The organism is Streptomyces sp. NPDC052042 (assembly GCF_044548345.1).
Taxonomy (GTDB): Bacteria; Actinomycetota; Actinomycetes; order Streptomycetales; family Streptomycetaceae; genus Streptomyces.
The window spans coordinates 26,077-51,655 of the sequence record NZ_JBIUBU010000009.1 but is presented as its reverse complement, the minus strand read 5'-3'; the positions used below and the strand labels follow the sequence as shown (position 1 = coordinate 51,655).

Here is a 25,579-nt window from a genome sequence, read left to right as displayed (position 1 = left end):
CGACGGAGACGGGACAACGTGCCTCGCGTGGCCGGCCGCACTGCGACGGGTGTCCGGTGTCACCGGACTTCGACCGCGCGCCATCGCATCCTGACGGATGCCAGTTCGTGCCACCGAAGGCCAAGCGCGCGCGTCAGCCAGGTTGAGCGAGCCACTGGCCACTCGCACTCCATACGATGCACCGGTGATCTCGCATAGAGCTGGCAGTCCGCGGCAGTTGCTTGTCATCGCGTGCGGAGCCGTTGCCCTGGTTGCTGTGATCCTGAGTTGGTATGCCACCCAAACGGTGCGCCCCGACTGCGTCGTCGGCATCTCCAGAATCACCGACGGCAGCGGGCACACTCTCCCCGATGCCAACGGCCGAGTGTGGTCGGACGAGGAACTCGTCGACCGCGCCTACCAGCAGGCTGTCGACTCGGGCCACTGTGATCCGCCCCGTGCCCGCTGGAAGCAGTGGCTCGGCTGACTGCCCTGCTGTGCCGATTCCCGGGGGCCGGGGTCGGTCTTCGACAGCAACCGCTCCGAATTCAGGGGCACGGGGCAATGGGTACGTACCCGTACCCGTATCCTGAGGGGGTGGGAAGGAGCACGACGATGTCCGATGCCAATATCCGCCTCCCGGAGGAGGCCAAGGACCGGCTGGCCGCGATCGCGGCTGCCGAGGGCCTGTCGCTGCGCGCATATCTCGCGCGCCTGGCCGAGACCCTGCTCACCCCGGCCGAGCGTGCCGAACGCGCGGAGAAGGCCCGCGCCGCGCTGAAGGCGTGGACCGGCTACGCCCCCACCACGGCCGAGCAGGCAGCCCAGGACATCGAGCTGGACCGGCGCCTGGCCCGGGTGACGGCCCGGTGAGCGATGCTCTGCACATCGTCCTGGACGACACGGCGATGGCGGCGGCCGGCCAGGGCAACGTCCTCGCTTCCCGGCTCATCCACCGGGCTCACGCCGAGCCCGGCTGGTTCCTCTACGCCCCGGCGTGTGCTCTCGTCGAGGCCGACCGGGCCCGCCCCGGCACGGCGGAACACCTCGCCGCGCTGCCTGGCATCACGGTCCTGGACCTGGACCTGTCGGCCGCGCTGGCTGTCGCAGGACAGGCGACCTGGGCCGCGGCCCACAGCCAGTACGCGGCGCTGCCCACCCCGGAGCGGCCCGACGGGGCGATCATCGCCACCACCGCCCCGAAGCGATGGGAGGGCGAGCCGGTCCGCGTGCTCGACCTCAACGCCTGAGCGGAGGCCGCGGGGCCTTCGACGCCCGCTGTTCCCCGTGATCCGGCGGGGGTGGGCCGCGCGCCCGGCAGGTCCGTCCCGCGGCGCGAGATCGCCGCGCCGCCCGGGAACGAAGCCGCCCTGTGCGAGATCGCCAACCGTTTCGGCGTGCGTCACCGTCGGGTTCGACCCGCTTCGTCGTTGGGTTCGACCCACGTCACCGTCGGGCTGATCGGCGGGGCGATGAGGACGAAGCGCGGATGACGTGATCCACCGGGCGACGAAGGCACCGAAGAACCCTTTTCGCCGGCAGGCGGCCGTCCGCGCCGACACGGTAGTGCGGTGCGGGGACGGCGGACGCGAGTGCGCCGGTTCCGAGCGGTCCAGGGAGGCGGACCCGCGGGCGCCGCGCCGCGGTTCAACCTCCGCCGCGGTGCGGCGGCCGGGCCAGGTACGCGGACGGGGCACGGCCCAGCAGGCTCCGGAAGGCCGCGGTGAACGCGGCGGGATTCTCGTACCCCAGCGACGCCGCGACCCGGGTCACCGGCGTGCCCTCGGCGAGCGCGTGCAGCGACCGCAGGATGCACGCGCGCTGCCGCCACTGAGCGAAGCTGAGGTCCGTACCGCGCCGGAACAGCCGGCCGAGGGTGCGCTCGCTCACGTTCAGGGCTGCCGCCCAACGCGCCGGCGGATCGTGGATGTCCGGTGCGCTCAGGAACGCGTCGCACAGCCGCCGCAGCTCCGGCGCGGCGGGCAGCGGTACGTCGAGGGGGAGTGGCGCCAGGCTCCGCAGCTCGTGCAGGATCAGCTCGACGACGGTCGCGTCCCGGCCGTGCTCGGGGTAGCGGGGTGCCATGTCGACCGCGTCCAGGACCAGCGCCCGCAGCAGCGCGGAGACGTCCACCACCCGGCACCGCTCGGGGAACCACGGAACGGCACCGGGCTCGATGTACAGACTGCGGGTGCTGACCCCCGTCATGGCGACCTGGTGCCGGACCCCGGGCGGGATCAGGACCGCACGGGCCGTGGGCACGGTCCAGGCCCCGTCCGCCGTCTCGACCTGCATCACGCCGGTCGCCGCGTACAGGACCTGGGCACGCCGGTGCGCGTGGAGAGGGAGCAGGTGGTCGTGCGGGTAGTCGGTGCCGATGGCCAGCACCGCACGGTCCAGGCCGTCCACCTCGTCGACCGGTATGTTGCGCACCCTTCGACCCTACGCGCCCGCTGTCGTCTGCGCGTAAGAAGTCGGCGAATGATCGATTGTCCGCCGTCGCCCCCGGTGTCTAGCGTCTCCACCGTGTCGACCTCGTTCCTTCCCTACCTCCCACTCCTCCTGTTCGGCTGTCTGACGGGCGTCACGACGGTGCTGTTCGGCTTCGGCGGCGGCTTCGTCACCGTCCCGGTCGTGTACGCGTTCCTGACCACCGCGGTACGCGACGACCCGGGCGACGCCATGCACGTGGCCGTCGCGACCTCGACGGCCGTCATGGTCGTGAACGCGGTGACCGCCACGCTGGCGCAGCACCGGGCCGGGCTGCTGCGGCAGGAGTACGTGTGGCCGCTGGGCGGCTTCGTGCTGCTGGGCGCGGCACTCGGCTCGCTCGTCGCCACCCGGCTCAGCGGTGGCCTGCTGCACGTGCTGTTCGCCGTGTACCTGGTGGTCACGATCGCGGACAGTCTCCTGCGCAAGGGGTTCCTCACCGTGGCGGACGGCGACGGGCCGCGCCCGCTCGGCCGGTTCACCACGACGTTCGGCGGCGTGGGCATCGGCGCGGTCGCGGCGAGCCTGGGCGTCGGCGGCAGCGTCATGACGGTCCCGCTGCTGCGCCGCCGGGGACTGCCCATGGCTACCGCCACCGCGCTGGCGAACCCGCTCAGTGCCCCCGTCGCCCTCGCGGGCACCCTGGTCTACGCGCTCGCGCCCGCCGCCCAGGTGCACGGCGGCCGTGTCGGCTACGTCGATCTCGTGGCCTGCGCCGCGTTGCTCTGCGGATCCCTGCCCGCCATCGCCCTGGTCAGGCGGGTCGGCGGGCGCGTTCCCGACCGCCTGCACTCCGCCGCCTACGTGGCCCTGCTCGTCCTCGTCCTGATCGTCATGCTCGCGACCGGGCCGTGACGGCGGCGCGGTCGCGCTCGGGGTGGATCACGCCCGCGGTGGCCCCCGCCGGTCGTGGTCGGACCGTGCCGGTTCTGCCGTCCCGGCACTCCGTGGGCGGGAGCCCGTCGGCATCGCTGGAACCCCCGGCGGGGCAGACGGCACTGCGCGGCGGGCGGGTCGGCGTCGACTCGGCCCGTCCACGGGGGGCGTCAATAGCCCGCGCCCCCTCCCGGCGGCGGTCCGTCCCCGTCCGGCCGGCTCGGGTGCGACGTCGGCCGGGACATGCGACCTCTGACGTATGCGCACGGTAATGCCAGAAGACGATGACGTACGCGCACATGAGTGCCAGGAGACGATGACGTCGTGTCAGGCGCGGTGGCAGTGTGGCAGGCATGACGAGAACGGCCGGGCCGGGGCCGAGGCCGGTCGAGGGGGCATTCCGCTTTCCTCCGACTGCCTTTCGTGGCCCGGTCGGTCCGGTCCGCCCCACCGGGAACGGGCCGGACGCGCCGGTAGCCGAACGCGCGGCCCGGCCGCCGGTTCCTCGGGGCCGCCGCGCACTGGTGCGGTCCCGGAGGGGACGGGCCGACTCGCCGTTCTCCCTCGCCTTCCGTACCACTGCCTCATGCACCGACTCGAGGAGACCGTGTGACCACCATCAGCGCGGGCGTGCGCCGCGCCTCGGCCCTGGGCCTCGCCCTGACCGCCTGCTTCACCGTGCTGCCCGGCGCGACGGCGACAGCCGCGCACCCTGACGGCGGAGCGGTGACGGGCGGGACGAGCCTCGACCGCTACTACCACCAGCGCCTCGACTGGCGCAGTTGCGTCCTGGGCCCGGACGACGCCCCGGGCCACGACCTGGAGAAGGCAGGCGCACGCTGCGCCGACGTGACCGTCCCGCTCGACTACGCCGACCCCGGGGGACGTACGCTCAAGATCGCGGTCTCCCGCCTCGCCGCCACCGACACCCGTCACCGGATCGGCGCGCTGCTGTTCAACCCCGGAGGGCCGGGCGGGCCCGGCCTCGGCTACGCCCCGCTCGTTCGCCGGACGATGAAGGAGACCGGTGCGCGCTACGACGTCGTCGGCTTCGACCCGCGTTTCGTCGGGCGCAGCGCCCCGCTCGACTGCGAGTGGCCCGTCGGTTCCTCCGTGCTTTCGGCCGGTCACAGCCGGGCCGCCTTCGAGCGGCAGGTCGTCCTGCAGAAGGGCCTGGCCGACAAGTGCCGGGCCACCAACGGGGCCGTGCTCCCGCACGTCACCACCCGCAACACGGCCCGCGACATGGACGTCGTCCGGGGCGCGCTCGGCGAACGCGAGATCTCCTATCTGGGCTGGTCCTACGGCACCTACCTGGGCACGGTCTACACCCAGATGTTCCCCGGACGGTACGACCGGGTGGTCTTTGACGGGGCACTGGATCCGCGCCGCTACAACCCGCGGCTGATGCGCGGCGTGGAGCGCGAGAACGAGCGGGCCCTGGCCGACTGGGCCTCCTGGGCGGCGCGGCGCCATGACGCGTACGGTCTCGGCCGCACGCGCGGGCAGGTGCTCGCCACGGTCGACCGCATCGTCGCGGCCTCCGCGCGCCGGCCGCTGACCGTCGGCACCGGCGCGGACACGTTCCGGCTCGACGACACCCAGGTACCCTTCGTGATCTTCTCCGGGACCGCGGACGACACCGAAGAGGCACGAGCGGCGGCCTCGGAGCAGTTGTCGGTACTCGCCGGGGCCGCTGCGGGACGACCCGCCCCGCTGTCACCGGAGTTCGCCGCGATGCTGCGGTCCGCGCTCACCGAGGAGGGGTCGCGCAACGGCAGTGTGCAGTCCGCGATTCTCTGCGGCGACGTCTCCGTGCCGCGCGATCCCGAGAGCTACTGGCGGGACATCGAACGCAGCCGCGCTGCGCATCCGCTGTTCGGGCCCCTCACCAACAACATAGGCCCGTGCGCCTTCTGGGACCGGCCCCGTGAGAAGCCCACCCAGGTGCGTCACGACACACCGGCCCTGATCGTGGCCGCCACCGGCGACCCGCGCACCCCGTACACGGGCAGCGTGGCACTGCACGGCCTGCTGCCGAGCTCCAGGCTGATCACCCTTGAGGGGGCCTACCGGCACGCGCTCTACGGCCAGTACGGCAACGCCTGCGTGGACAACGAGGTCAACCGGTACCTCGCCACCGGGAAGCTGCCTGCTCAGGACCGGACCTGCGTCGCCCGCAGCCACTGACCGGCCGACGGCGCCGAGGATCCCGTCGCCGACGCCCGTTCAGCCCGTTCAGCCCGTTCAGCCCGTCAGGCTTGTTCGGCTCATTCGGCTCATTCGGCTCGTTCGGCTCGTTCGGCTCGTTCGGCGAGCGGGATTCCCGTCTCCCGGGCGCAGACCTCCCGGAAGGTGACCTGGCCCATCTGCGCCGCGGCTGTCCCGGGCGACTTCGAAGCCGAGGCGGTCAAGGTCGAGGAGCCCCGACGCGCCGCCCCGCTGCGGATCTGCCGGCCGAGACCGGGGCGAGGTGCGGCAGCCGGCCCGCGGGCGGATCCTTGTGCACGAACGCGCGCCGCAGTGCGTGGTAGGACGACCGCGGATCGAAGAAGGTCCGCCGCATCACGGTCAGCTCCTCCGCCCGGTAGGCGGCCAGGGGCTTTCGGGCCTCGTCCCGGTCGCGTTCGGCCTTCTTGGCGGCGATACGCAACCGTGCCGCGGGCGATGTGGCGAGCTGGACCGCCAACCGGGCGACTTCGTCCGAGAACGACTGCGCCTCGCAGTCGACCGTCCGGTCGACCAGGCCGAGCCGCACGGCCGCCTCGGCGCTCACCGGCAACGCCGTACCCGTGAGGCGCTCCGCGGCAGCGGCCCCCACCCGGCGCGGCAGTGTGTAGGTCCAGTACTCGGATCCGTACAGCCCCATGAGGCGGTAGTGCGGGTTCAGCACCGTTGCCTGCCTGCACCAGACCTCGTCGGCGGCGAGGGCGAGCATCACCCCGCCTGCGGCGGCGTTGCCGCCCATGGCGGAGACCACCAGCCGGTCGGTCGTGGTGAGAACCGCCTCCACGAGGTCGTTCAAGGCGTTGATGTTGGCCCAGGACTCCTCGCCGGGATCGGCGGCGGCCTCGATGACGTTGAGGTGGATTCCGTTGGAGAAGAAGTCCCGGCCGCCGCCGAGTACCAGCACCGAGGTGGGCCGTCGGCACGCCCTTCGGTAGGCGTCGAGCAGGCGTCGGCACTGCGTGGTGCTCGTCGCGCCGCCGGGGAAGGAGAACGCGAGGAAACCGGCCTGTCCCTCCTCGCGATAGCTGATGTCACTCCAGCCGCGTCGGCGCTCCTGCTCGTGCGGCGGCGCGGGGAGCTGCGGAAGTGCGGGCAGACGCCCGCCGAGCGCCATCGTCGCGGGCAGTTTGAACGTGGCGGGGCCATCCGGCCGGCGGCAGGCCCGGAGCTCGGGGATCCATACCGCGCCGTCGGTCGTCGCCCGGCAGACGGCCTCCGCCCGTACGGCCACCAACTCGCCCGGCTTCCCGCGTAGTTCGGGCTCCGGGTGCCCTCCGTGCAGAAACCACTCGTCCCCCAGCAACTCGTCACGTACGCCGGGGAAGGAGTCGGCGGCACGCAGCTTGCGAAGAACCGTTTCCGTGGAGTCGGATGCCCAGTCGATGCGCCGATGCGCCTGACGCAGGTACGGTCGCGTACGGATGAGCAACTCCGCACCTGCGCCGCTCTGCGGACGAGGAACATACGTACCAGAGGAAAAGCGCTCGACGGCGAGGTGCACGGCCCGCGATGCGGCGTCCGAGACTTCGTTGCGGTACAGATCGCTCTTGCCCACCGGTGGCACCGGAAAGGTGGCCGACGCCCAGACGGCCCCGGCGTCCATCTCCTCGTCGGCCTGAAGGACCGTCACGCCCCAGGTGTCCGCGCCTTCTTGGACGGCCCAGTCGAGGGAGGAGGGCCCACGGTCGCCCGGTGGGCCGGGATGGACGACGAGGCAGGTGTGCGCCGCCCACACGTCCTGCGGGACGGCGGTCTTCAGAAAAGGGGCCACCAGAAGGTCCGGCGCGAACGCGCGCACGGCCCGCCGCAACGACGCGTCGCGCACCGAGACGTTCGGCAACGCGATTTCCACCGCTACGGCATGGCCGCAGTCCCTCAACTCGGCATGAATACGCTGAGTGAGGCTGTTGAACACGCTCGCCACGAGCAGGATGCGCACAACGATCTCCCAACGCTCCGGCCCGTCCCGGTCCAGGCCATGTCTTCGCACCGGCTTCTGCTGTGACGCCCGTGCGAAGACACGGCCTGGGCGAGGCCGGACGGTTGCGATGCTGGGGCACCGCCGACGGGGCCCCGGCGGCAACCGGCCGACAAGTCACCCGAAAGCGAACGCGGCGGCGACCACTCAGGGGAAACCCGGGCTCCGGCCGCTTCCGCCGTGGCGACCCGTCGAATGGGCCTGGTGCCGGGAGCGGCACTGGCTCAAGGAGCCCGGGGCGGCGGCGTGGTGAGGGGGGCGCGGCCCGGGCCGGCGGCCTTCTTCTTCCGCGCACCCGATGCCCTCACCCGTTGAGGAACTCCGCACACCGGTACGGGCCCAGCGCGGCGCTTCCGGACGGCAGCAGGGTGACCTCCACATCGTCGGTCCTGACCTTCGGGTCGAGCACGGACTGGGCGCGTGCCAGCGTGCACACCAGTTGCCCCGTGCCCTGATCGCGCCCCGTCCCCGCGTAGGGGCCGTCGAGGTGCAGCGTCACCCGGGTGCCCGTTCCGGCCGCCGAGAAGCCGGGAAGCTCGACGAAAGAGGTGAGACCGTCGGCCGGTCCGCCGGGCGGCGGCCCCTTGAGCAGCAGTTTCACCACGGTGTCGAGATTCTTGATCTCCGTGTCGCCCACGGGCACCGCACGCAGTCCACCGGCGGACGCGAAGTACAGCCGCGCCCCGCTCGTCAGCCCGGACGCGGGCTCGCCCGCGCCCACCACTCCGGTCGGCTGGACCCCGCAGCCGGTGAGAACGATGCCCAGCGCTGCGACCACGCCCGCCAGCCGGCCCCTCATCAGGTCTCCTCCCCACCGCGCCGCAGGGGCAGCCGCAGCGTGAACACCGCGCCGCCCCGCGGCCCTTCGGCCACGTCGATCGTGCCGCCGTGCAGCCGAGCGTTCTCCAGCGCGATCGCCGTGCCGAGGCCGCTGCCCTGTCCGCTGTCGTCGGCCGCGCCGCGCGTACGGGCCGCGTCCGCCTTGTAGAACCGGTCGAAGACCCGTTCCCGGGCCCCCGGCGGCAGCCCGGGGCCGTGGTCGGCGACCTCCAGCGTCACCCACTCCCCGCCGCCCCCGTCCGCCGCGCGGGCCGTGCCGAGGGTCACGGTGACCGGCGGGGCCCCGTGCCGCAGCGCGTTGCCCACCAGGTTCGCGACGATCACGTCGAAACGACGCCGGTCGATCACCGCCCGCAGCCCCTCGTGGAGGTGTGTCTCCACCCGGTCCGTCCAGCCGCGCAGTTCCAGCGACGCCCGCACGGTGGCGGCGAGGTCCGTTTCGGCCGCGTTCAGCCGTACCGCCCCGGCGTCGAAGCGGGAGATCTCCATCAGGTCCTCGACCAGCCGGGACAGCCGTGCCGTCTCCGCGCCGACGGTACGGGCCGCCCGCGCGGCGTCCGGCGGCAACTGGCCGGCGTCCTCCTCCAGGACGGTCGCCACCATCGTCATCGCCGCGAGGGGCGTGCGCAGTTCGTGCGACACGTCCGCCACGAAGCGGCGTGCCTTCGCCTCCTGCTCGCGCAGTTCCGCGTCGGAGGTCTGGAGCGCGTCGGCGGTTTCGTTGAACGTCCGGGCCAGGTCGGCGAGTTCGTCGTGTCCGGTGACGGCGACACGGCTGCCGAGGTCTCCGGCCGCGAGCTCCCGGGTGGCCCGGCCCAGCTTCCGCACCGGGCGAAGGACCGTCCTCGCGGCCAGCAATGCCAGGACCGCGGCCAGCAGCACCACCGGCACGGTGCCCGCCCGTACGGAGTCCAGCAGGGCGGCGGTGTCGTCGCGCTCGGCCCGCAGATCGGTGATCGCGTAGACCTCCAGTCCGGAGACGCGGCGATCCCCGTCGGCGTACGTCACGGGCATGCCGACGACCAGATAGGGTTCGCCCCGCCACATCACCCGCTGGAACCGGGCGCCGCTGCCGCTCATGACGGCGGCGCGCAGTTCGACGGTGATCCGCTCCTTGGTGTCGGCGTACGCGTCGGAGACCGCGGTGAGGTCCTGGTAGCGGGCGACCACGATGCGGGCCCCGAGGCCGTCCGAGATCTTCGCCGCGAACCGGGAAAGCGACCGCTGGTCGGGCGGCAGATCGAAGTCGGCGGCGACCGCGGTGGCCCGCTCCCGCAGGTCGTCCACGGCGGCGTCCTGGGTACGCCGCAGGACGGCCGTTCGGGCGTCCCGGTAGGCGAGGGTGGTCGCGGTCACCGCGCTGACGAGGGCGACCAGGACGAAGGTGATGACGAGCCGGGTGCGCAGCCCGCCGACGAACCGCCGCGGGCGCCTCGCCGAGGTGGCGCGGAGCGCGTCCTCACCGCCCTTGTCCGTACCGTTCACAGGGGCCCGAAGCGGTAGCCGAAGCCCCGCACCGTCTGTATGTACCGGGGCTTGGCCGGTACGTCCTCGATCTTCGCCCGCAGCCTGCCGACCGCCGCGTCCACCAGCCGGGAGTCGCCCAGGAAGCTGTGGTCCCAGACGGATTCGAGAAGCTGCTCACGGCTCAGGACCCGGCCCGGTGAGGCCGACAGTTCCAGCAACAGCCGCAGTTCGGTGGGCGGAAGCGGGATGGGGGTGCCGTTCCTGGTGACGGTGAGTCCGGCGCGGTCGATCACCAGCCCGGCGAGATCGGTGTCCGGCCCCGGTCGGGCCGACGGTTCCGCCCGCCGCAGCGCGGCCCGGATGCGGGCCTGCAGCACGGGTGCGGTGACGGGCTTGACGACGTAGTCGTCGGCGCCCGCCTCCAGCCCGGTCACGATGTCCGAGTCGTCGCCGCGCGCGGTCAGCATGATGACCGGCAGGGTCGCCGAGCGGGCACGGATGCGGCGGCACACCTCGAAGCCGTCCATGCCGGGCAGCATCAGGTCCAGCACGGCCAGTTCGACCCGCGCGCCCCGCTCCCCGGCCAGCAGGGCGAGGGCCTGCTCGCCCGTGGCGGCGGTGTCCACACCGTATCCGTGCCGGCGCAGCACGAGTTCCATTCCGTCCCGTACGGACACGTCGTCCTCGATGAGCAGCAGATGCGGCATGGGGCCGATTATGGGCATGCCCAAGACCCATTCGCCTAGCCCGGAACGGGGGCGGACCCCCAGGTCGGGGGCATTGTTACGTTCCCATCATGTGGCCATGGACGGGCCGTCGTCCTCGGCGGTGAACGTGAGACGCATGAACCTCCTCGGGACGAACCCCCGCACCACCGCCGCCCGCGTCCCGGAGCTGCAGGCCGCCATGACGGCCGAGCTCGAGCGCGACCAGCAGAAGGACTACGAGTCGATGCTCGCGCCCGCCCGGTGCATGCGGGACAACGGCGTCTCCGGGTTCACCGACCCGACCATGAGCGGCGGCAACGCGCAGCCGGGCGGCGACCCGAATCCCGTGGCCCCGTCAGTCGACCCGAACTCGCCGGCGTACAGGAAGGCCCGCGCGGCGTGCGGGTCGAAGCTGCTCGACGGTCTGGACGGCATGCAGTGAAGTGCCGCACCCCCTACGGCACCACGAGTTCAACCTCAGTAACTCGGCCGTTTCAACCTGGATCCACCGATCGGTGACCGAGCCTCTTTCATCCCGCCCCTTGAAGGGCGAAGCCGCAGGTCAGGGGCGCTGATCGGAACGTGGTGAAGCCTCCGTCGTTGGTGTGGTGATCTCGCCCCTCGCACCGGCCGACGGAGGCTTCGTTGGTTCCGTGTTCTGCCAGCCTCGATGTACCGTACGAGCTTGTCGAGCACGTGTCCTGGCTCCTCTGTGAACAGCGTCAGAGGATCAACTCCCCCTGGCGCCGACTCGGTTACTCAAGCAGGTCCTGCTGGCACTGGCGCACCCGCGGAAGAACGAGACGTACCGGCAGCTCGGCGCCGGGTTCGGGGGGTCGGAGGCCACCGCCTGGCGCTACGTCGACGAGACCCTGGACGTTCTCGCAGCGTGGGCGCCGGGCCTGCACGAGGCCCTGGTGGGCCTGGGCAAGGGCGGCTTCGTCATCGTCGACGGCACCCTCATCCCGACCGACCGCATCAAGGCGGACGAGCCGTACTACTCGCAGAAACACAAGCAGCACGGCATGGACGTCCAGGTCATCGCCGCGCCGGACGGCACATCCCTGTGGTTCTCCCACGCGGCACCAGGACGCACCTACGATCTCACCGCGGCCCACGCCCACGGCATCGTCCAAGCCTGCCTGACCCGCCAGATCCTCATCCTCGCGGACCGCGCCTACCAGGGCGCCGCCGCCACCGTCCGCACCCCGTACAAGAACCACCGCGAACAGCCGGAGAACTACCAGCAGTTCAACCACGACCACGCCCGCCTACGCACCCCCGGCGAACGCGCCTTCGCCCAGCTCAAGTCCTGGCGCATCCTCCGCCACGCCCGCTGCTCCACCCGCCGCATCGGCACTATCATCCAGGCCGTCCACACGCTCATGACCTGCAGCTATTCAGGATGAATGAGGTTCAGTGCGTGTAGTCGGGCTGTTCCTGGATGGCGATCTCAATCAAAATGGTGGGAGTTGCGCATATTCAGAAGGGGGTCCAAGTGACACACGCACCGCCGGTTCTGCAAGGATGTCGGCGGTCCGTCTGCGAGAGGCGGTGGTCAGGAGGGTCGACATGCGCCGCACTCGGCTAGGGACAACTTTTGCAGTCGTTGCGCTGTTGCTCATATCTCTCCAGGGCTGCAACCCACATCAGTACGACTCCGTACCAGGAGTCTCGGATGTGAAGCACGCCGAAATCGTAGGGACCTGGCTGGGTTGGGATGGCACGGAGGTGGCGTTGGAGGCTGATGGGACGGCCATCGTGACGCGCCTCGACGGCCAGGAATATGACTTCGACGAGGGCTGGCGCATGTCGGGGACCGGGATCTGGCAACAGACCGATGCCCGCGTCGGCTGGGGCGAAGGTCAGCACGTGATCGTGACCGTCACGCGGCAGACCTCGTGGGAGGAGCGCCGTGATCCGAAACCCGGCCACGAGATCCTCCCGGGCGACAGGGAGTCTGCGCCGGGGACATACAAGTGGACGCTGGAGATGGAGCGGGGCGCGAAGGGGCTGCGCCTGTTCTTCTTGTTCAGGGACCCGGATTCACGCAGTTACTACTACCTGGAAAGGAAGTCGTCTGGCACTGTCAAGTGATTCCTGCGTGTGGCGGCTGGGGGCGCGTCAGGGCGTGGTGGGCCTGTGGCGGCCCCGTCTTCAGGCCGTGGTGGGCATGGCGGTGGTGCTGGTGATCTCGTTCCAGGTTTCGAAGCGGTGGTGCATCTCGGTGCGGTAGTCGGCGGTGGTCATCCGGTGACGGCGGGGCCGGAAGTGCGGCGAGATCTGGCTGAACACGGACAGGAACTTCTGTGCTGACCGGGGTGAGCGGAAGCCCTCCATGGCGCGTTCGCGCTGCCGGGTGGGCTGGTGGGAGTTCTCGGCCCGGTTGTTCGTCCCTTGTGGGAGCGGTGTTCCATCGAGCTCATCAGGTGCCGGTGGGCCGGCCCGCAGGAGCGGCACTTGTCGGTCACCAGCACCCTCGGTACCCGGCACTGCTTCTTCATGAGCTTGGCCATGAACCGCTTCGCTGCCTTCGCGTCCCGTTTGGACTGGAGCTGAATGTCGAGGATGTTGCCGTCCTGATCGACGGCGCGCCACAGGTACTGCCGTACCCCGTTGGCCTTGATGAACACCTCGTCGAGGTGCCATTTTTCGCCGGTCCGCGGCTGGCGGTGGCGAAAGGCGGCCGTGTACTGGGGGCCGGGCTTCTCGCACCACTGCCGGATCGCCTCGTGGGAGACGGTGATCCCGCGCGCGAGCAGCAGTTCCTCGGCCTCGCGGAAGGACAGCGGGAAGCGGTGATACAGCCGCGCCGCGTGGGCGGTGATCTCCGCCGGGAACCTGAACCCCTTGTACAACACCGCCGCCCCGGCAGCCTCCATGGCCCGGCCCCTCCCGAACGATCAACAAGCCCAGCGATCATCCCAAGTCCGCGTCCCACCACCCAACTTGACAGTGCCGCTGGGTGAGCTGACCTTGGCGGCGGGTTCGCCCCGAATAGGAGGGCCGGGCTGTCGGCCGTGACGCTCGTTTGACGCTCTGGGCTTCCGTATACAAGACCGATGAGCCGAGAAAGTGTGTCTGACCTGGTCCTTTCCGTGACCCGCCCGGGCCGACACCTTTCCGATGACGCACCATGTGGAGTGTGTTGCCATCCTCGAACCAACAGAGAAGGGCGCCTGACCTGCGGAAGTCCGGCGAGTTCGACGCCCATGTCGTCGGCCCGATCCGGCTCGTCCGCGAATTCCACGAATTCCGCCGAACCGCCCGGCAGCGGGAAACGCATCCGGCCGGTGACGGGGCGGTCGCCGGCCGGACGTATCGAGCGGGAGGGGGCGCGGTGGGGGAGGCCGGGTCAGGCGGACGGGGTCGCCGTGGCCGCCGGGGTCGAGTGCGCCGGTTCCGGGGTCGGGAGCGGCGGCGGGATCTTCGTACGCTGGAAGTAGCCGACCGCCGGGGCCGTCACCGCCGTGGTGATCAGCGCCACCAGGACCAGCAGGGTGAACAACTCCGTTCCGATCACGCCCAGTTCCAGGCCGGTGCTCAGCACCACCAGCTCGGTCAGGCCCCGGCAGTTCATCAGGGACCCGATCGACATGGACTGCCGCCAGGACTGGCCGGACAGCCGCGCCGCCCCGGCCGCTCCGCCCCACTTGCCGAGGACCGCGACCGCAAGCAGCGCCGCCAGCCACAGCCACTGCACCGGATCGGCCGCCAGGGCGCCGATCTCCGTGCTCAGGCCGGTATGGACGAAGAACAGCGGAAGCAGCAGCGGAACGACCACGGCCCGCAGCCGCGCCGCCGACGCCTCGATGCGCCGGTGCCCGCGCGGGGTCGCCACACCGAAGAGGAACGCACCGAACAGCGTGTGCACCCCGATCAGATCCGTCATCAGCGCGCACAGGCTCAGCCCGCTGAACAGCAGGACCATGAGCATCCCGTCGCTCGCCCGGTCCGAACGGACCTGCGCCCACCGGGCCAGCAGCGGACGGACCACCAGCACCATCAGGGCACCGAAGGCCAGGGTGAGCCCGGCTGCCGTCACCGCGTCGAACGGCGAACCGCTGGTACTGAGCGCCACCACCAGCGCCAGCAGACACCAGGCGGCCACGTCGTCCACGGCCGCGCACGCCATGGCCAGCGCGCCGAGCGGCGTCCCGTACAAGCCCCGGTCCACCAGGATCCGCGCGAGCACCGGGAAGGCGGTGATGCTCATCGACACCGCGAGGAACAGGGTGAACGGCCCGAACCCCACGCCATCCGGGGCCAGATGGCCGTAGAGCGGGAACGCCAGCAGCGCGCCCAGGCCCAGCGGCACCAGCATGCCGAACTGGCTGACGGCCACGGCGGTCCGCGAGACGCCGCGCAGCGCGCCGAGGTCCAGTTCGAGACCGACCAGGAACATGAAGCCCAGCAGGCCGATCTGGCCCAGGAGAGAGGTGAACGGCAGGACGGACTCGGGGAACAGCCAGTGCTGTGCCTCGGGCCACACCCAGCCGAGCAGCGAGGGGCCGAGCAGGATGCCCACCACGATTTCGCCGATCACCGGCGGCTGTCCGAGCCTCCGGACGAGCGAGGCGCCGGCCTGGCAGGCCAGGATCGCCGCGGGGATCGCGACGAGCACGGCGGGCAGGAGCTCAGCCGCTGACATGGGCGGCTCCTTCCGCAGAGAGCCCGCGAAGCGGCAGGGGGACGGCGGCCGGCTGCGGTGCCGACGCGGCGGCGGACCACTTCGCGTACCGGCGCAGCCCGTAGAGCAGTGGTCGCGGGGACGGGCGGACGGTGATCCGGCGCGCCTCCGCGAAGACCGCCGTGTGGTCACCGAAGGAGGTGGTCTTCACCACCGCGCAGTCCGTGACGGCGTGCGTGGACGAGACGAGGTGCGGACCGCTCGCGCCCAGGGGCAGCCGCCACTCGACGCGCTCGAACCGCTCGGGATCCCCGGAGGCGAACAGGTCCGAGGTCGGGCGGGCCTCCTCGTGCAGCAGGTTGAGGGCGAACTGCCCCTGGCGGAGCAGGACGTCCAGGGTCGGACTGGCCGTCCGGATGCACACCACCAGGGTCGGCGGTGCGAGCGCGACGCTCGCCAGCGAGCTGCACGTCAGGCCGTGAGGCCGCCCGTCGGCGTCGAGCGTCGTGACGACCGAGACACCGGAGGGGAAGGAGGCCATGAAGGGCCGCAGATCGGCGGTGTGGAGGACGGCCGGGGTGGTGGTCTTCGCGGCTCGCTCGGCGACTTCTGCCTCCGGTACATCGGGTATGTCCGGTGGCGGAGCGGAGTGGGACATGTCTGCCTCCCTGAGGATGACGAAACCTGTGGATGCGCGGCGGCCCGGCGTCCGGCGGTTCGCGCCGGACGCCGGGCCGGGGGAGGAGCGGCGGCGGGGCGTCCTTATCCGTGCAGGCGCTTGAGGTACTCGTACGCGCTCGGCAGCGTCTCCAGCAGCGTCGTCTGCTGCCGCTTGACCCTCTCGAACAGGGGCTCGGCGCCGGCCACGGACTCGGGCTTGTACGCCAGAGCCGGCAGCGGGGCGTCCGGCTCCAGGCCCATCCCGGCGAAGACGCAGTAGTAGCTGCCGTTGGTCCAGAAGTTGCGGAACTCGGCCTCGAAGTTGCCGTAGTACGTCGACTCGTCGGTGATAGGGGAGTTGATGGGCAGGCCCGCCCGGTAGGCGGCTATCTTCCGCTGGATGTTCTCCGGCAGCGTCAGCTTCTTGTTGGCCTGCCAGAACGGCGTGTCGTTGCGCGGGGCATAGAAGAAGTGCGCCTGGATGAAGTCGCGGGTGTCGTCGAACATCACCTCGATCTCGTTGTTGAAGCTGTCGATCAGGCCCTTGTTGAAGGTCGTGTCGGGGAAGTGCTTGGCGAGCTGGTAGATCGCGGCGGTGATGAAGTAGATGCCGGTCGACTCCAGCGGCTCCAGGAAGCACGACGACAGGCCGATGCCGACGACGTTCTTCACCCAGGCCCGGCGGTTGCGCCCGACCCGGAAGCGGATGTGGTTGAACTTGGTGTTCTCCGGGTCGAGCCCCCACATTGCGGAGAACTCGGCCGTCGCCTCGTCCTGGTCCGCGAACTTGCTGGAGTAGACGTAGCCCGTGCCGAAGCGGCCCAGCATCGGGATCTTCCACGCCCAGCCCGAGGACATGGCGATCGCGGAGGTGTACGGCTCCACCCCGTCGTCCTCGGCGTCGTACGGTACGGCGGTGGCGACGGCGCTGTCGCACAGCAGGTGGTCGCTCATGTCGATGAACGGCTCGGCCATCGCCTGGTTGATCAGCAGCCCGCGGAAGCCGGAGCAGTCCACGAACAGGTCCGCGTCCAACAGCGCGCCGCTCTTCGTGCGCAGCGCGGTGACGAAGCCGCGCTCGTCCTTGAGCACCTCCGTCATCTCGTCCTGCACGTGGTTCACGCCCTGCTTCTCGATGGCGAACCGGCGCAGGAAGTCCGCCAGGAGCTGGGCGTCGAAGTGCCAGGCGTAGCGGGTGGCCGGACGGCCGTCCAGCCAGCGCGGCGCCTTCATCGCGTCCATGATCGGGAGCTCGCGGAAGCAGGCGTAGTCGAACGGCTCCGTGGTGCTGCCCTCGTACTTGCGTTTGAACCAGTAGTGCGACAGTGGCGTCTGGTCGAAGTCCGGCAGCAGACCGAACGGGTGGTAGAAGTGGTCCGGTCCGCCGTTCGGCAGGGTCCGCGCCGTCGACTCGCCCTGGCCCGTGGTCCGCCAGTTCACGAACCGCACCGCCATCTTGAAGCTGGCGTTGCACTCGCGCATCCACTCCTCCTCGGGGATGCCGAGGTAGTCGAAGAACGTGCGCTGGAGGTTCGGTACGGTTGCCTCGCCGACCCCGATCCGCGGAATCGTCGGCGCTTCCAGCACCGTGATGTCGACCGTGTCCTGGAGAGCCTTGCCGAGGTACGCGGCGGTCATCCAGCCGGCAGTGCCGCCGCCGAGGATGACGACCTTCTTAAGTCGGGTGTCGGTGCTGGTCATGGAGCAGCCCTCATTTCGGGATCGAGGTCGGGGTCCAGGGAACGGGGCCGGACCGGGGGGCCGGACCGGGCTTTCGGCCATCGCGTCGGACAGCGCGTCGGACGTACGGCCGGACGGACGCCGGTACGGACACGGAGGCCGGGATGGGGATCGCGGCCGGGGCCGTCGTATTCATCAGCGTGGGCGACCGCTCTATGACGGACCTACAGGGGCGTGAACGAGCCGCTATAGGCCGGTTGTAGACCCCGCGCACACAATCACCGCAGGAGAAACGGCATTCGGCGGACCCCGGGAGGAAAAGATGACCACCGCGGTGACGGGAATCGCGCGGCAGGCGGTACACATCCGCTTCCTGGGTGACTTCGAGATGACCGTGAACGGCGTCCCGGTGCGGAGCTGGCGGGCCGGCAAGGCCCGTGGGCTCTTCCAGTACCTCGTGATCCACCGCGGGCAGACCCTCACCCGTGACCGGCTCTACGAGGCACTGTGGCCCGGCTCGGCCCGGCCCGCAGGCGACAGCTCGCTCAAGGTCGCCGCGCACGCGCTGCGCCGGGTCTTGGACGCCCACCCGGACAGTCCCCGGGAGTCCGGCATCCGGCTGCACTACCGGGACTTCGGCTACGCCCTGGACATCGCCGAACTCTGGTCCGACGTGGACCGGTTCCAGGAACTGGCGGAGGCCGGGCTGCGCGCCGCTTCCTCCGGCGACCGGGTCCCGGCCCGCGAGCTCCTGCGGTCCGCCGCCGACCTGTACACCGGCGAGTTCCTGCGTGGCGAGCGCGCGGACTGGGTGGCCGAACACCGCGAGTTCTTACGGTCCTTGGCGCTGCATGCGCTGGATGTGCTGCGCGCGGATGCCGCCGAGCGGGAGGACTTCCCCGACCTCATCGAGGTCTGCCGCCGCACCCTCGGCATCGATCGGCACCACGAGGAGACCTACCGCGCCCTGATGACCGCGCACGGCCGACGCGGTGAACACGCCTGTGTGCGCCGCTGGTACGAGCTGTGTGCCCGCCGCCTCCGGGAGGATCTCGCGGTGGCTCCGTCCCGTGAGACGGACCGCCTGCTCCACGCCATGCTGCCGACCCGGGCGCCCGTCCCGCGGGGATGGGCTGCGTCCCTGGGTGCCGCCGCCTCGGCCCGCTTCGGTCCCCTGACCGGTGCGCCGGTGCGCCCGGCGTCGGTGACCGCCGGTCCGCCTCGCACGCCGGGGGCGATGGTCGGCGCGATCCGTTCACCGGGTGCGGGTGCGGGTGCGGGTGCGGGTGCGGGGGCGAGGGCGGGTGCGGGGGCGTCGGCGCGTCCGGCGTCGCGTGCCGGTGTCCCGGGCGGCCGTCCGCCGTCGATGACCGCCGCCCCACCACCGGCCCCGGTGACCGCCACCGTGCCGAAGACTGTCGCGTCGGCACGCGCGGTGCCGCCCGGTGCTGGTGCGAGGCGGACCGGGTCGGCCGTCGGCGGACCTGGGCCGACCACGGCCGCGCCCTCGGCCGCGACCGCAGTTCCGCCGTGTTCGGCGCCACCAGGGGCCGTGGCGGCGCGGTCGGCGGGCACGCCCGCGGCCGGTGGGCCACCCGGCTCGCGCCCGCGGCCGACGCGCCGGACCCGGGCCGACGCGCGGGCGGGCACCCCGGCCACCGGGACCCGGGCCGCGTCCCGGCGCCCCACGTCGGCCCCGGGGCTCGGCCCACCCGTACGCACCCCGTGACCCGGCCGGGGTGCCGAGCCCGGCCGCCGTCGCCGCCGTCACCCAGCAGATGCTGATCGTCTCCGACGCGCCCCACCACACCCGGCTCAAGCGGGCCCTGTACCAGGCGTTCGGGCCGCAACAGATGCCCCGGCTCGAAGCCCTCGTCACTCACGTCGTCGGTGAACTGGTGTGTGAGGCAGCTGAGTTGGACGAGCTGGACTTCATCGACCTCGCCAAGCAGCTCCCCAACCGGGTGGTCTGCGCCATGATGGGCATCCCCCGGGCCGACTGGACCTGGCTCGGGGCGCTCACCACCGACGCCTTCGACTCGGCGGACGAGACCGTGCGCAGCAACGCGCACTCCGAGATCTTCCTCTACTTCATCGAACTCCTCGGCGAACGCCGGGCCCGCCCCGGCGACGACCTGGTCAGCCAGATCGCCCACGACACCCTCGTCGACGAGGGCGACGGCACCGCGCGGCCGCTCAGCGACGAGGAGATCGTCTTCAACTGCAACGGCGTGCTCTCCGGCGCCAACGAGACCACCCGCTACTCCGCCGCCGGCGCGGTCCGCATGTTCGCCGAACTGCCCGAGCAGTGGAAGCTTTTGCGGGACCTCGGACCGGCGGGGGTCGCCCCGGCCGTCGAGGAGATCCTGCGCTGGACCACCCCCGGGGTGCACGCGCTGCGCACCGCGCTGCGCGACACCGAGATCGGCGGCCGGAAGATCGCCGCCGGCGACCGCGTCACGCTGTGGAACGTCTCCGCCAACCGCGACGAGGACGTCTTCACCGACCCGCACTCCTTCCGCGTCGACCGGTACCCCAACCGTCACGTCGCCTTCGGCCACGGCCGCCACCTGTGCCTCGGCGCCCGGCTGGCGCGCTTCGAACTCGGCGCCCTGCTCACCGAGATGCTCTCCGTCCTCGACGGCTTCGAACTGACGGGACCCGCGCTGTTCAATTCGTCCAACTTCACCTGGGGTGTCAGGAGCCTCCCGGTGCGGCTGCTGCGCAGCGGAGCCTCCGCGCCCCGAGAAAGGGCCGTCCTGTGACCACCGCACTGATCGACTTCAACCGGACCGACGCCGACTTCCCGGCCGCCGGATACGCCGAGCTCCTCGCCGCCCAGGCCGCGAGGACCCCGGTCGCCCCCGCCCTCGTGCAGGGCGCCCGCCACTGGACGTTCGAGGAGTTGGAGGCCGCCACCAACCGGCTGGCCCACGCCCTGATCGAGCGGGGCGCCGCCCCCGGCCGGCGCGTCGGTCTGTGCTACCCGCGCGGCGCGGACTATGTGATCGGCTCCCTCGCGATCCTCAAGACGGGCGCCGCGATCGTCGCCCTCGACCCGGTCAACCCCGACGACCGGCTGACCGCCATGATCGCCGACGCGGGTCCGCTGCTCGTCCTCACCCCGGCCGACCTCGCGCCCCGGCTGCCCGCCGACGTGCCGCTCGCCGAGGCCGCCACCGAGGGCGAGGGGCGGCCCGCCACTTTGCCCGAGGTCGTCACCGGTCCCGACACTGTCAGTCACCTCATCTACACCTCCGGCTCCACCGGCACCCCGAAGGCCGTCCTGGAGCGGCACGGCGCGCTCACCAACCTGGTGCACTGGACCGCCCGCGCCTACGGCGTGCGCCCCGGCGACCGGGCCTCCTGGATGTCCACCCCCGGCTTCGCCGTGCAGATCATGGAGTGGCTGCCGTACCTGCCGCTCGGGGCCGCGATCCACATCCCCGAGACCGGCCGGGCACAGACCCCCGAGCAGATCCGGGACTGGCTCGCCGCCGAGCGGGTCACCCACACCATGCTGGTCGCCGCCCTCGCGGAGCCGGTCTGGGACCTCGCCTGGCCCGCCGACGCCGCGCTGCGGATCCTCGTGACCACCGCCGAGCGCGTCCATTCCTGGCCCCCGGTGGACACCCCGTTCCGGGTGGTGATGACCTACGGCACCACCGAGACCACCAACGCCCTCACCTGCCTCGACCTGGGCGCCGGAATCGACTTCACCAGCCAGGCCACTCCCGAGGAGATCCGCGCGACCCGCCAGGTCCCGGTCGGTGTGCCCATCGCCAACACGCGCGCGCACCTCCTGGATGACGAGGGGCGCCCCGTGACCGACGGCGAGGTGGGCCGCCTGCACATCTCGGGCGCCGGCGTGTCCGCCGGCTACCACGGCCGTCCCGAGCTGACCGCCGCGAAGTTCCGCCCCGGCACGGTCGTCGGGGACCCGCACCCTGTGCTGTACGACACCGGCGACCTGGCCCGGCGCCGCGCGGACGGCGCCCTCGAACTCCTCGGCCGCTCCGACGCCCAGGTCAAGATCCGCGGCTTCCGCGTCGAGCTGGGCGAGGTCGAGACCCATGTGGCCCGCCTCGACGGCGTGGCCGAGGCCGTCGTCACCGTCCAGGAGCGGGCGACCGACGACCGGCGGCTCGTCGCCTACGTCTCCGCCGAGAACGGCACGGTTCCCGACCCGGGTGCCCTGCGCGCCGCCGTGGCCCGCACCCTGCCCTACTACATGGTCCCCGCGCACATCGTCACACTGCCCACGCTGCCTCGCCTGGCCAACGGCAAGGTCGACCGGCGCGCCCTGCCCGAGCCGCCCGAGCACCAGGGCGCCGCCGGCGCCGGTTACGAGCCGCCGCGCAACGAGACCGAGGACGCGCTCGCCCGGTTGTGGTCCGAGGCGTTCCGCACCGACGTCGTCGGCGTCCACGACAACTTCTTCGATCTGGGCGGCCACTCGCTGCTCGCCTTCCAGCTCATCGACGAGATCCGCCGCCGCTACGGCATCGAGCTGAGCCTCTCCGACCTGTCGGCCCGCCCGACCGTCGCGGAACTCGCCGCCCTCGTCGCCGCCCAACGCGACGGCTCACGCGACGAGTTCGGCGGCCTGGCCGCGATCGTCCCGGACCCGTCGGCCCGCTTCGATCCCTTCCCGCTGACCGAGAGCCAGCAGGCCCTGTGGATCGGCCGCGGCGGTCTCGTCGACCTCGGCAACGTCGGCTGCCACGGTTACTTCGAGTGGGACAGCGAGCAGCTGGACGTGGCCCGCTTCGAGGCTGCCTGGCGCCGGCTCGTCGAACGCCACGACGCGCTGCGTACCCGCGTCCTGCCCGACGGCACCCAGCGGGTGTGCGAGGAGATCCCGGCGTACGACATCCCCGTGACCGACTTCGGCGGGCTCGCCCCGGACGTCCGCGACACGGAGCTGGCCGCGCTGCGGGAGCGGCTGTCCCACCAGGTGCTCGACGCCGACGCCTGGCCGCTGTTCGATGTGCGGATCAGCCTGCTCGGCCGCGGCCGGGCCCGGATTCACCTCTGCCTGGACTTCCTCGTCGCCGACGCCTGGAGCTACTTCCAGGTGCTCGTGCCGGACCTCGTCGCCTACTACGTCGACCCCGACGCCGAACTCCCGCCGCTGGAACTGACCTTCCGCGACTACGTGCTGGCCGTCGGGAACTCCCTGCGCGACAGCGAGCTGTACCGGCGCTCCGAGTGGTACTGGCGCGACCGCCTGGCCACCTTGCCGCCCGCGCCCGAACTGCCTGAGCGATCGGCCGACGCCCCGGCCCTGCCGGTGCGCTTCGAACGCCTCAGCCACGTCGTCCCCGCTGAACAGTGGCGCCGTATCCAGGAGTTGGCGGGCGACCGGAAGGTCACCCCGTCCGGTGTCCTCGCCGCTGCCTACGCCGAGATCCTCGGCAATGCCGCCGGGCAGGCCCGGTTCACCATCAACTTCCCCCTCTTCAACCGGCTTTCGCTGCACCCGCAGGTCAACTCCCTGCTCGCGGACACCACGACGACGCTGCTGCTCGCCATCGAACAGCAGGAGACCACCTTCGCCGGTCGCGCCCAGGCCGTGCAGCGACGTCTCTGGGCCGACCTGGAGCACCGCTACTTCAGCGGCGTCCAGGTGCTGCGCGAACTCACCAAGCTGCGCGGTTCTCTCGCACCCGCCATGCCCGTGGTGATGACCAGCCTCGCCGGCCACCCTCCGCAGTACGAGGAGAACGACCTCGGCGTGCCGGTCTACGGCATCTCCCAGACCCCGCAGGTCTCGCTGGACTTCCAGGTCTTCGAGAAGCCCGCCGGACTCACCTTCAACTGGGACCATCTCCCCGCCGTCTACCCGGACGGGCTGATCGAGGGCATGTTCCGGGAGTTCACCGCCCTCCTCCACGCGCTCGCCGAAGAGGAGACCTGGGAGCGTTTCTCGCCGCCGCCCGGCGAGGAGATCCCCGCCGAGTGCGCGGGGGAACGGGACACCGGGGACGCCTGGGAACGCTACTGGGCCGGCATCGGACGCACCGGCCGGGGCGGCGACGTCATCTGGGACGCCGACAGCAGCGAGGAGTTCCAGTGGTTGTCGGACCAGGCCCACCGGCACTTCCGCGGCGACCTGCCGGTCATCGACCTCGGCTGCGGCAACGGCCGCTACGCCCGGGAACTGGCCGCCCACTTTCCGCGGGTCGTCGGCGTGGACGTGTCGGTCAGCGCCATCGAGCACGCGGTGCGCGAGGCGACCGAGGCCGGGGTGGCGAACGTCGACTTCCAGGCCGTCGACATGACCGACGCCGGACAGGCTGCCGCCCTGGGCGCCGGCCCGTACGACATCTTCGTCCGCGGCGTCCTCCACGTCCTCGACGACGCGGCACGGGCCCGGCTCGCCTCCGTCGCCGGCCGGCTGCTCGGCCCCGACGGGGTGCTGATCGTCCACGAACCGGACTACTCCGGCAACTCCTTCGGCTACCTCGGCTTCGTCGGCGGCAAGCGCGGCCGGACCGAGGACCTGGTGGGCCCGCTGGAGGCGGCCGGGGTGCGCCACTCGCACCGCTTCACCCGTCCCGAACTGGACGCCGCCTTCCCGGCGGACGACTGGGAGGTCGTCCACGACCAGGCGATCGAACTGCACGCCATCGACCCGCGCACGGACTCCGGGGCGCTGTTGCTGCCGGGCTACTACGCGGTGCTGCGCCGCCGCTGACGGTCGCGCGTCCTCGCCAGGCTTCGTGCCGCCGATTCCTTTGGTTCGGTGGGCACGGAGCCTGGCGGTCGTGCGCGGTCGCAACGCGGCACGGTCGAGGTGGTGCGCGGTGTCGCGCGGACAGGTACGGCCGACCCGGAAGGTGTTCCGGCGGCCGGTGGCAAGGACAGGGCAGGCGGACGCGTGTCCGGCGGCCGGCAGGCACGACTCGCGGTGAGAGACTGAGGAACTGTGGAACGACGAACCGCCGACCGGCTGTTGAGGGCCCATGCGCAGTCGATCGGGGGCGGGGCCCGCGAGAAGACGGTCGCCGCCGCCCTCGACCGGGTCCTCGCCGTCCAGGCGCAGGACCTCCGGGCCGCCGCCCTCGGGCTGCGCGTACGCGTGACGGGCCTGACCGTCGACGGAGTGCGCCACGCGCTCGACACCGAACGCAGCGCCGTGCGCGGCTGGTTCATGCGCGGCACGCTCCAGCTGGTCCCGGCCGCCGACGCCCGCTGGCTGCTCGGCCTCTTCGGCCCTGCCTACCTGGCCCTCGGTACCCGCCGCCTGCGGGAACTGGGCCTCGACGAGCCACTGTGCGAACGCGCCTCGGCGCTGATCGCGCGGGCCGTCGACGGTGAGGGGCCGCTGACCCGCGCCGAACTCACCCAGCTTCTCACCACGCTCGGCGTAGAGCCCAAGGGCCAGGCCGCCTTCCACCTGATCCGCCGCACCGCGCTCGCGGGCCTGATCTGCCACGGACCGCAGCGCGACGGCGAGGCCACCTTCGTCCCGCTCGACGACTGGCTTCCGTCGGCCGATGGCCCGCCGCCGTACACCGGCGACGCCGCCGCGACCGAGCTGGCCCGCCGCTACCGGGCCGCCCACGGCCCGTCCGACGCGGCCGATTTCGCGCACTGGTCCGGACTGCGGACCACCGTCTGCACAAAAGCCTGGCAGGCCGCCGGAGTTCCGTCGGAGGAACCGGAGAAGAACGCCGAGGACATTCCGCGCGGCGACATCCGGCTGCTGCCGGCCTACGACAACTATCTGGTCGGCTACCGCCGCAGAGAACTCTCCGTGCCCGCGGAACACGAAAAGCGAGTCCGGCCCGGCGGCGGAATGATCCGTGCGACCGTCATGGTGGACGGCGAGGCGGTCGGCACCTGGTCGGGTGGTCGGAACGGCACCGCCCCGGCCGTCGAACTCTTCGACGCCCGCGCGATGGGACACCTGGAGGACGGGGCCCTCGACGCCGGGATCGCCCGGGAGCGCGACGATGTCGCACGGTTCTACAACGCTTCTCATACGCCCCCTACAACCGGCCTTCAATCCACCGGATTCGTAACCGGGGGCTAACC

The 25,579-nt window shown here is 71.7% G+C and carries 18 protein-coding genes and 3 pseudogenes; 12 read left to right on the top strand and 9 right to left on the bottom strand.

Annotation, left to right across the window (positions count from 1 at the left end; all coding sequences use genetic code 11):
• Nucleotides 1–256 precede the first annotated feature (256 nt).
• The 3 genes from ACIHCL_RS17020 to ACIHCL_RS17010 all read left to right on the top strand — a co-directional run bounded on the left by ACIHCL_RS17020 (nt 257) and on the right by ACIHCL_RS17010 (nt 1,229).
• Nucleotides 257–466 carry a hypothetical protein gene (locus ACIHCL_RS17020; RefSeq protein WP_399862397.1) on the top strand — a complete coding sequence of 70 codons (210 nt, stop codon included), beginning with the start codon at nt 257–259 and terminating at the stop codon, nt 464–466.
• 128 nt (nt 467–594) lie between these two features.
• Nucleotides 595–852, top strand: coding sequence for a hypothetical protein (locus ACIHCL_RS17015; protein WP_399862395.1), 258 nt, complete (start codon nt 595–597; stop codon nt 850–852).
• Nucleotides 849–1,229: a hypothetical protein gene (locus tag ACIHCL_RS17010; protein WP_399862394.1), complete on the top strand. Its 381-nt coding sequence runs from the start codon at nt 849–851 to the stop codon at nt 1,227–1,229. Before ACIHCL_RS17015 ends, ACIHCL_RS17010 begins: the two co-directional genes overlap by 4 nt.
• 397 nt (nt 1,230–1,626) lie before the next feature.
• On the opposite strand, the gene ACIHCL_RS17005 is transcribed toward ACIHCL_RS17010, so the two are convergent.
• A complete protein-coding gene (locus ACIHCL_RS17005) occupies nt 1,627–2,412 on the bottom strand; it encodes an AraC family transcriptional regulator (protein ID WP_399862392.1) in 786 nt (261 codons plus the stop codon).
• A 93-nt stretch (nt 2,413–2,505) separates the two neighbouring features.
• On the opposite strand from ACIHCL_RS17005, the gene ACIHCL_RS17000 reads away from it, so the two are divergent.
• Together ACIHCL_RS17000 and ACIHCL_RS16995 are read left to right on the top strand one after the other, a co-directional pair.
• Entirely contained in the window at nt 2,506–3,324 is an 819-nt protein-coding gene (locus tag ACIHCL_RS17000) for a sulfite exporter TauE/SafE family protein (RefSeq protein ID WP_399862390.1), read from the top strand.
• 630 nt (nt 3,325–3,954) lie between these two features.
• Nucleotides 3,955–5,535 carry an alpha/beta hydrolase gene (locus tag ACIHCL_RS16995; protein ID WP_399862388.1) on the top strand — a complete coding sequence of 527 codons (1,581 nt, stop codon included), beginning with the start codon at nt 3,955–3,957 and terminating at the stop codon, nt 5,533–5,535.
• Nucleotides 5,536–5,755: 220 nt separating this feature from the next.
• On the opposite strand, the gene ACIHCL_RS16990 is transcribed toward ACIHCL_RS16995, so the two are convergent.
• The 4 genes from ACIHCL_RS16990 to ACIHCL_RS16975 all read right to left on the bottom strand — a co-directional run bounded on the left by ACIHCL_RS16990 (nt 5,756) and on the right by ACIHCL_RS16975 (nt 10,566).
• Nucleotides 5,756–7,513, bottom strand: coding sequence for an enoyl-CoA hydratase-related protein (locus tag ACIHCL_RS16990; RefSeq protein ID WP_399862387.1), 1,758 nt, complete (start codon nt 7,511–7,513; stop codon nt 5,756–5,758).
• 343 nt (nt 7,514–7,856) lie between these two features.
• Entirely contained in the window at nt 7,857–8,351 is a 495-nt protein-coding gene (locus ACIHCL_RS16985) for a hypothetical protein (protein WP_399862385.1), read from the bottom strand.
• Nucleotides 8,351–9,877, bottom strand: a complete 1,527-nt coding sequence (locus ACIHCL_RS16980; RefSeq protein ID WP_399862383.1) for an ATP-binding protein — start codon at nt 9,875–9,877, stop codon at nt 8,351–8,353. Before ACIHCL_RS16980 ends, ACIHCL_RS16985 begins: the two co-directional genes overlap by 1 nt.
• Nucleotides 9,874–10,566 (bottom strand): response regulator, encoded by a 693-nt coding sequence (locus ACIHCL_RS16975; RefSeq protein ID WP_399862381.1) that lies wholly within the window; start codon nt 10,564–10,566, stop codon nt 9,874–9,876. The genes ACIHCL_RS16980 and ACIHCL_RS16975 overlap by 4 nt, the downstream gene beginning before the upstream one ends.
• A 178-nt stretch (nt 10,567–10,744) precedes the next feature.
• Between ACIHCL_RS16975 and ACIHCL_RS16970 the strand changes: the two are divergent.
• The 3 genes and pseudogenes from ACIHCL_RS16970 to ACIHCL_RS16960 all read left to right on the top strand — a co-directional run.
• A pseudogene (locus ACIHCL_RS16970) lies at nt 10,745–11,008 on the top strand (hypothetical protein); the annotation flags it as partial.
• 203 nt (nt 11,009–11,211) lie between these two features.
• Nucleotides 11,212–11,975: pseudogene (locus tag ACIHCL_RS16965) on the top strand (transposase family protein).
• Nucleotides 11,976–12,246: 271 nt separating this feature from the next.
• Complete coding sequence (locus ACIHCL_RS16960; protein ID WP_399862379.1) at nt 12,247–12,663, top strand: hypothetical protein; 417 nt, start codon at nt 12,247–12,249, stop codon at nt 12,661–12,663.
• A 60-nt stretch (nt 12,664–12,723) separates the two neighbouring features.
• Here ACIHCL_RS16960 and ACIHCL_RS16955 read toward each other — a convergent pair.
• From ACIHCL_RS16955 to ACIHCL_RS16940, 4 genes and pseudogenes are all read right to left on the bottom strand, one after another.
• Nucleotides 12,724–13,448: pseudogene (locus tag ACIHCL_RS16955) on the bottom strand (IS6 family transposase).
• Nucleotides 13,449–13,921: 473 nt separating this feature from the next.
• Entirely contained in the window at nt 13,922–15,217 is a 1,296-nt protein-coding gene (locus ACIHCL_RS16950; protein ID WP_399862378.1) for a cation:proton antiporter, read from the bottom strand.
• A complete protein-coding gene (locus tag ACIHCL_RS16945) occupies nt 15,204–15,854 on the bottom strand; it encodes a flavin reductase family protein (protein WP_399862376.1) in 651 nt (216 codons plus the stop codon). Before ACIHCL_RS16945 ends, ACIHCL_RS16950 begins: the two co-directional genes overlap by 14 nt.
• A gap of 104 nt (nt 15,855–15,958) precedes the next feature.
• On the bottom strand, nt 15,959–17,557 hold the full coding sequence (locus ACIHCL_RS16940) for a tryptophan halogenase family protein (RefSeq protein WP_399862374.1): 1,599 nt from the start codon (nt 17,555–17,557) through the stop codon (nt 15,959–15,961).
• A 301-nt stretch (nt 17,558–17,858) separates the two neighbouring features.
• Here ACIHCL_RS16940 and ACIHCL_RS16935 point away from each other — a divergent pair, with 301 nt between their 5' ends.
• The 4 genes from ACIHCL_RS16935 (at nt 17,859) to ACIHCL_RS16920 (ending at nt 25,577) form a co-directional block, all read left to right on the top strand.
• A complete protein-coding gene (locus ACIHCL_RS16935; RefSeq protein ID WP_399862372.1) occupies nt 17,859–19,265 on the top strand; it encodes a BTAD domain-containing putative transcriptional regulator in 1,407 nt (468 codons plus the stop codon).
• A gap of 10 nt (nt 19,266–19,275) precedes the next feature.
• The gene (locus tag ACIHCL_RS16930) at nt 19,276–20,301 is read left to right on the top strand and encodes a cytochrome P450 (RefSeq protein WP_399862370.1); all 1,026 of its coding nucleotides are present in this window, start codon (nt 19,276–19,278) and stop codon (nt 20,299–20,301) included.
• Entirely contained in the window at nt 20,298–24,236 is a 3,939-nt protein-coding gene (locus ACIHCL_RS16925) for an amino acid adenylation domain-containing protein (RefSeq protein WP_399862368.1), read from the top strand. Before ACIHCL_RS16930 ends, ACIHCL_RS16925 begins: the two co-directional genes overlap by 4 nt.
• A gap of 231 nt (nt 24,237–24,467) precedes the next feature.
• Nucleotides 24,468–25,577 carry a winged helix DNA-binding domain-containing protein gene (locus tag ACIHCL_RS16920; RefSeq protein ID WP_399862366.1) on the top strand — a complete coding sequence of 370 codons (1,110 nt, stop codon included), beginning with the start codon at nt 24,468–24,470 and terminating at the stop codon, nt 25,575–25,577.
• The last annotated feature ends 2 nt before the right edge of the window (nt 25,578–25,579 follow it).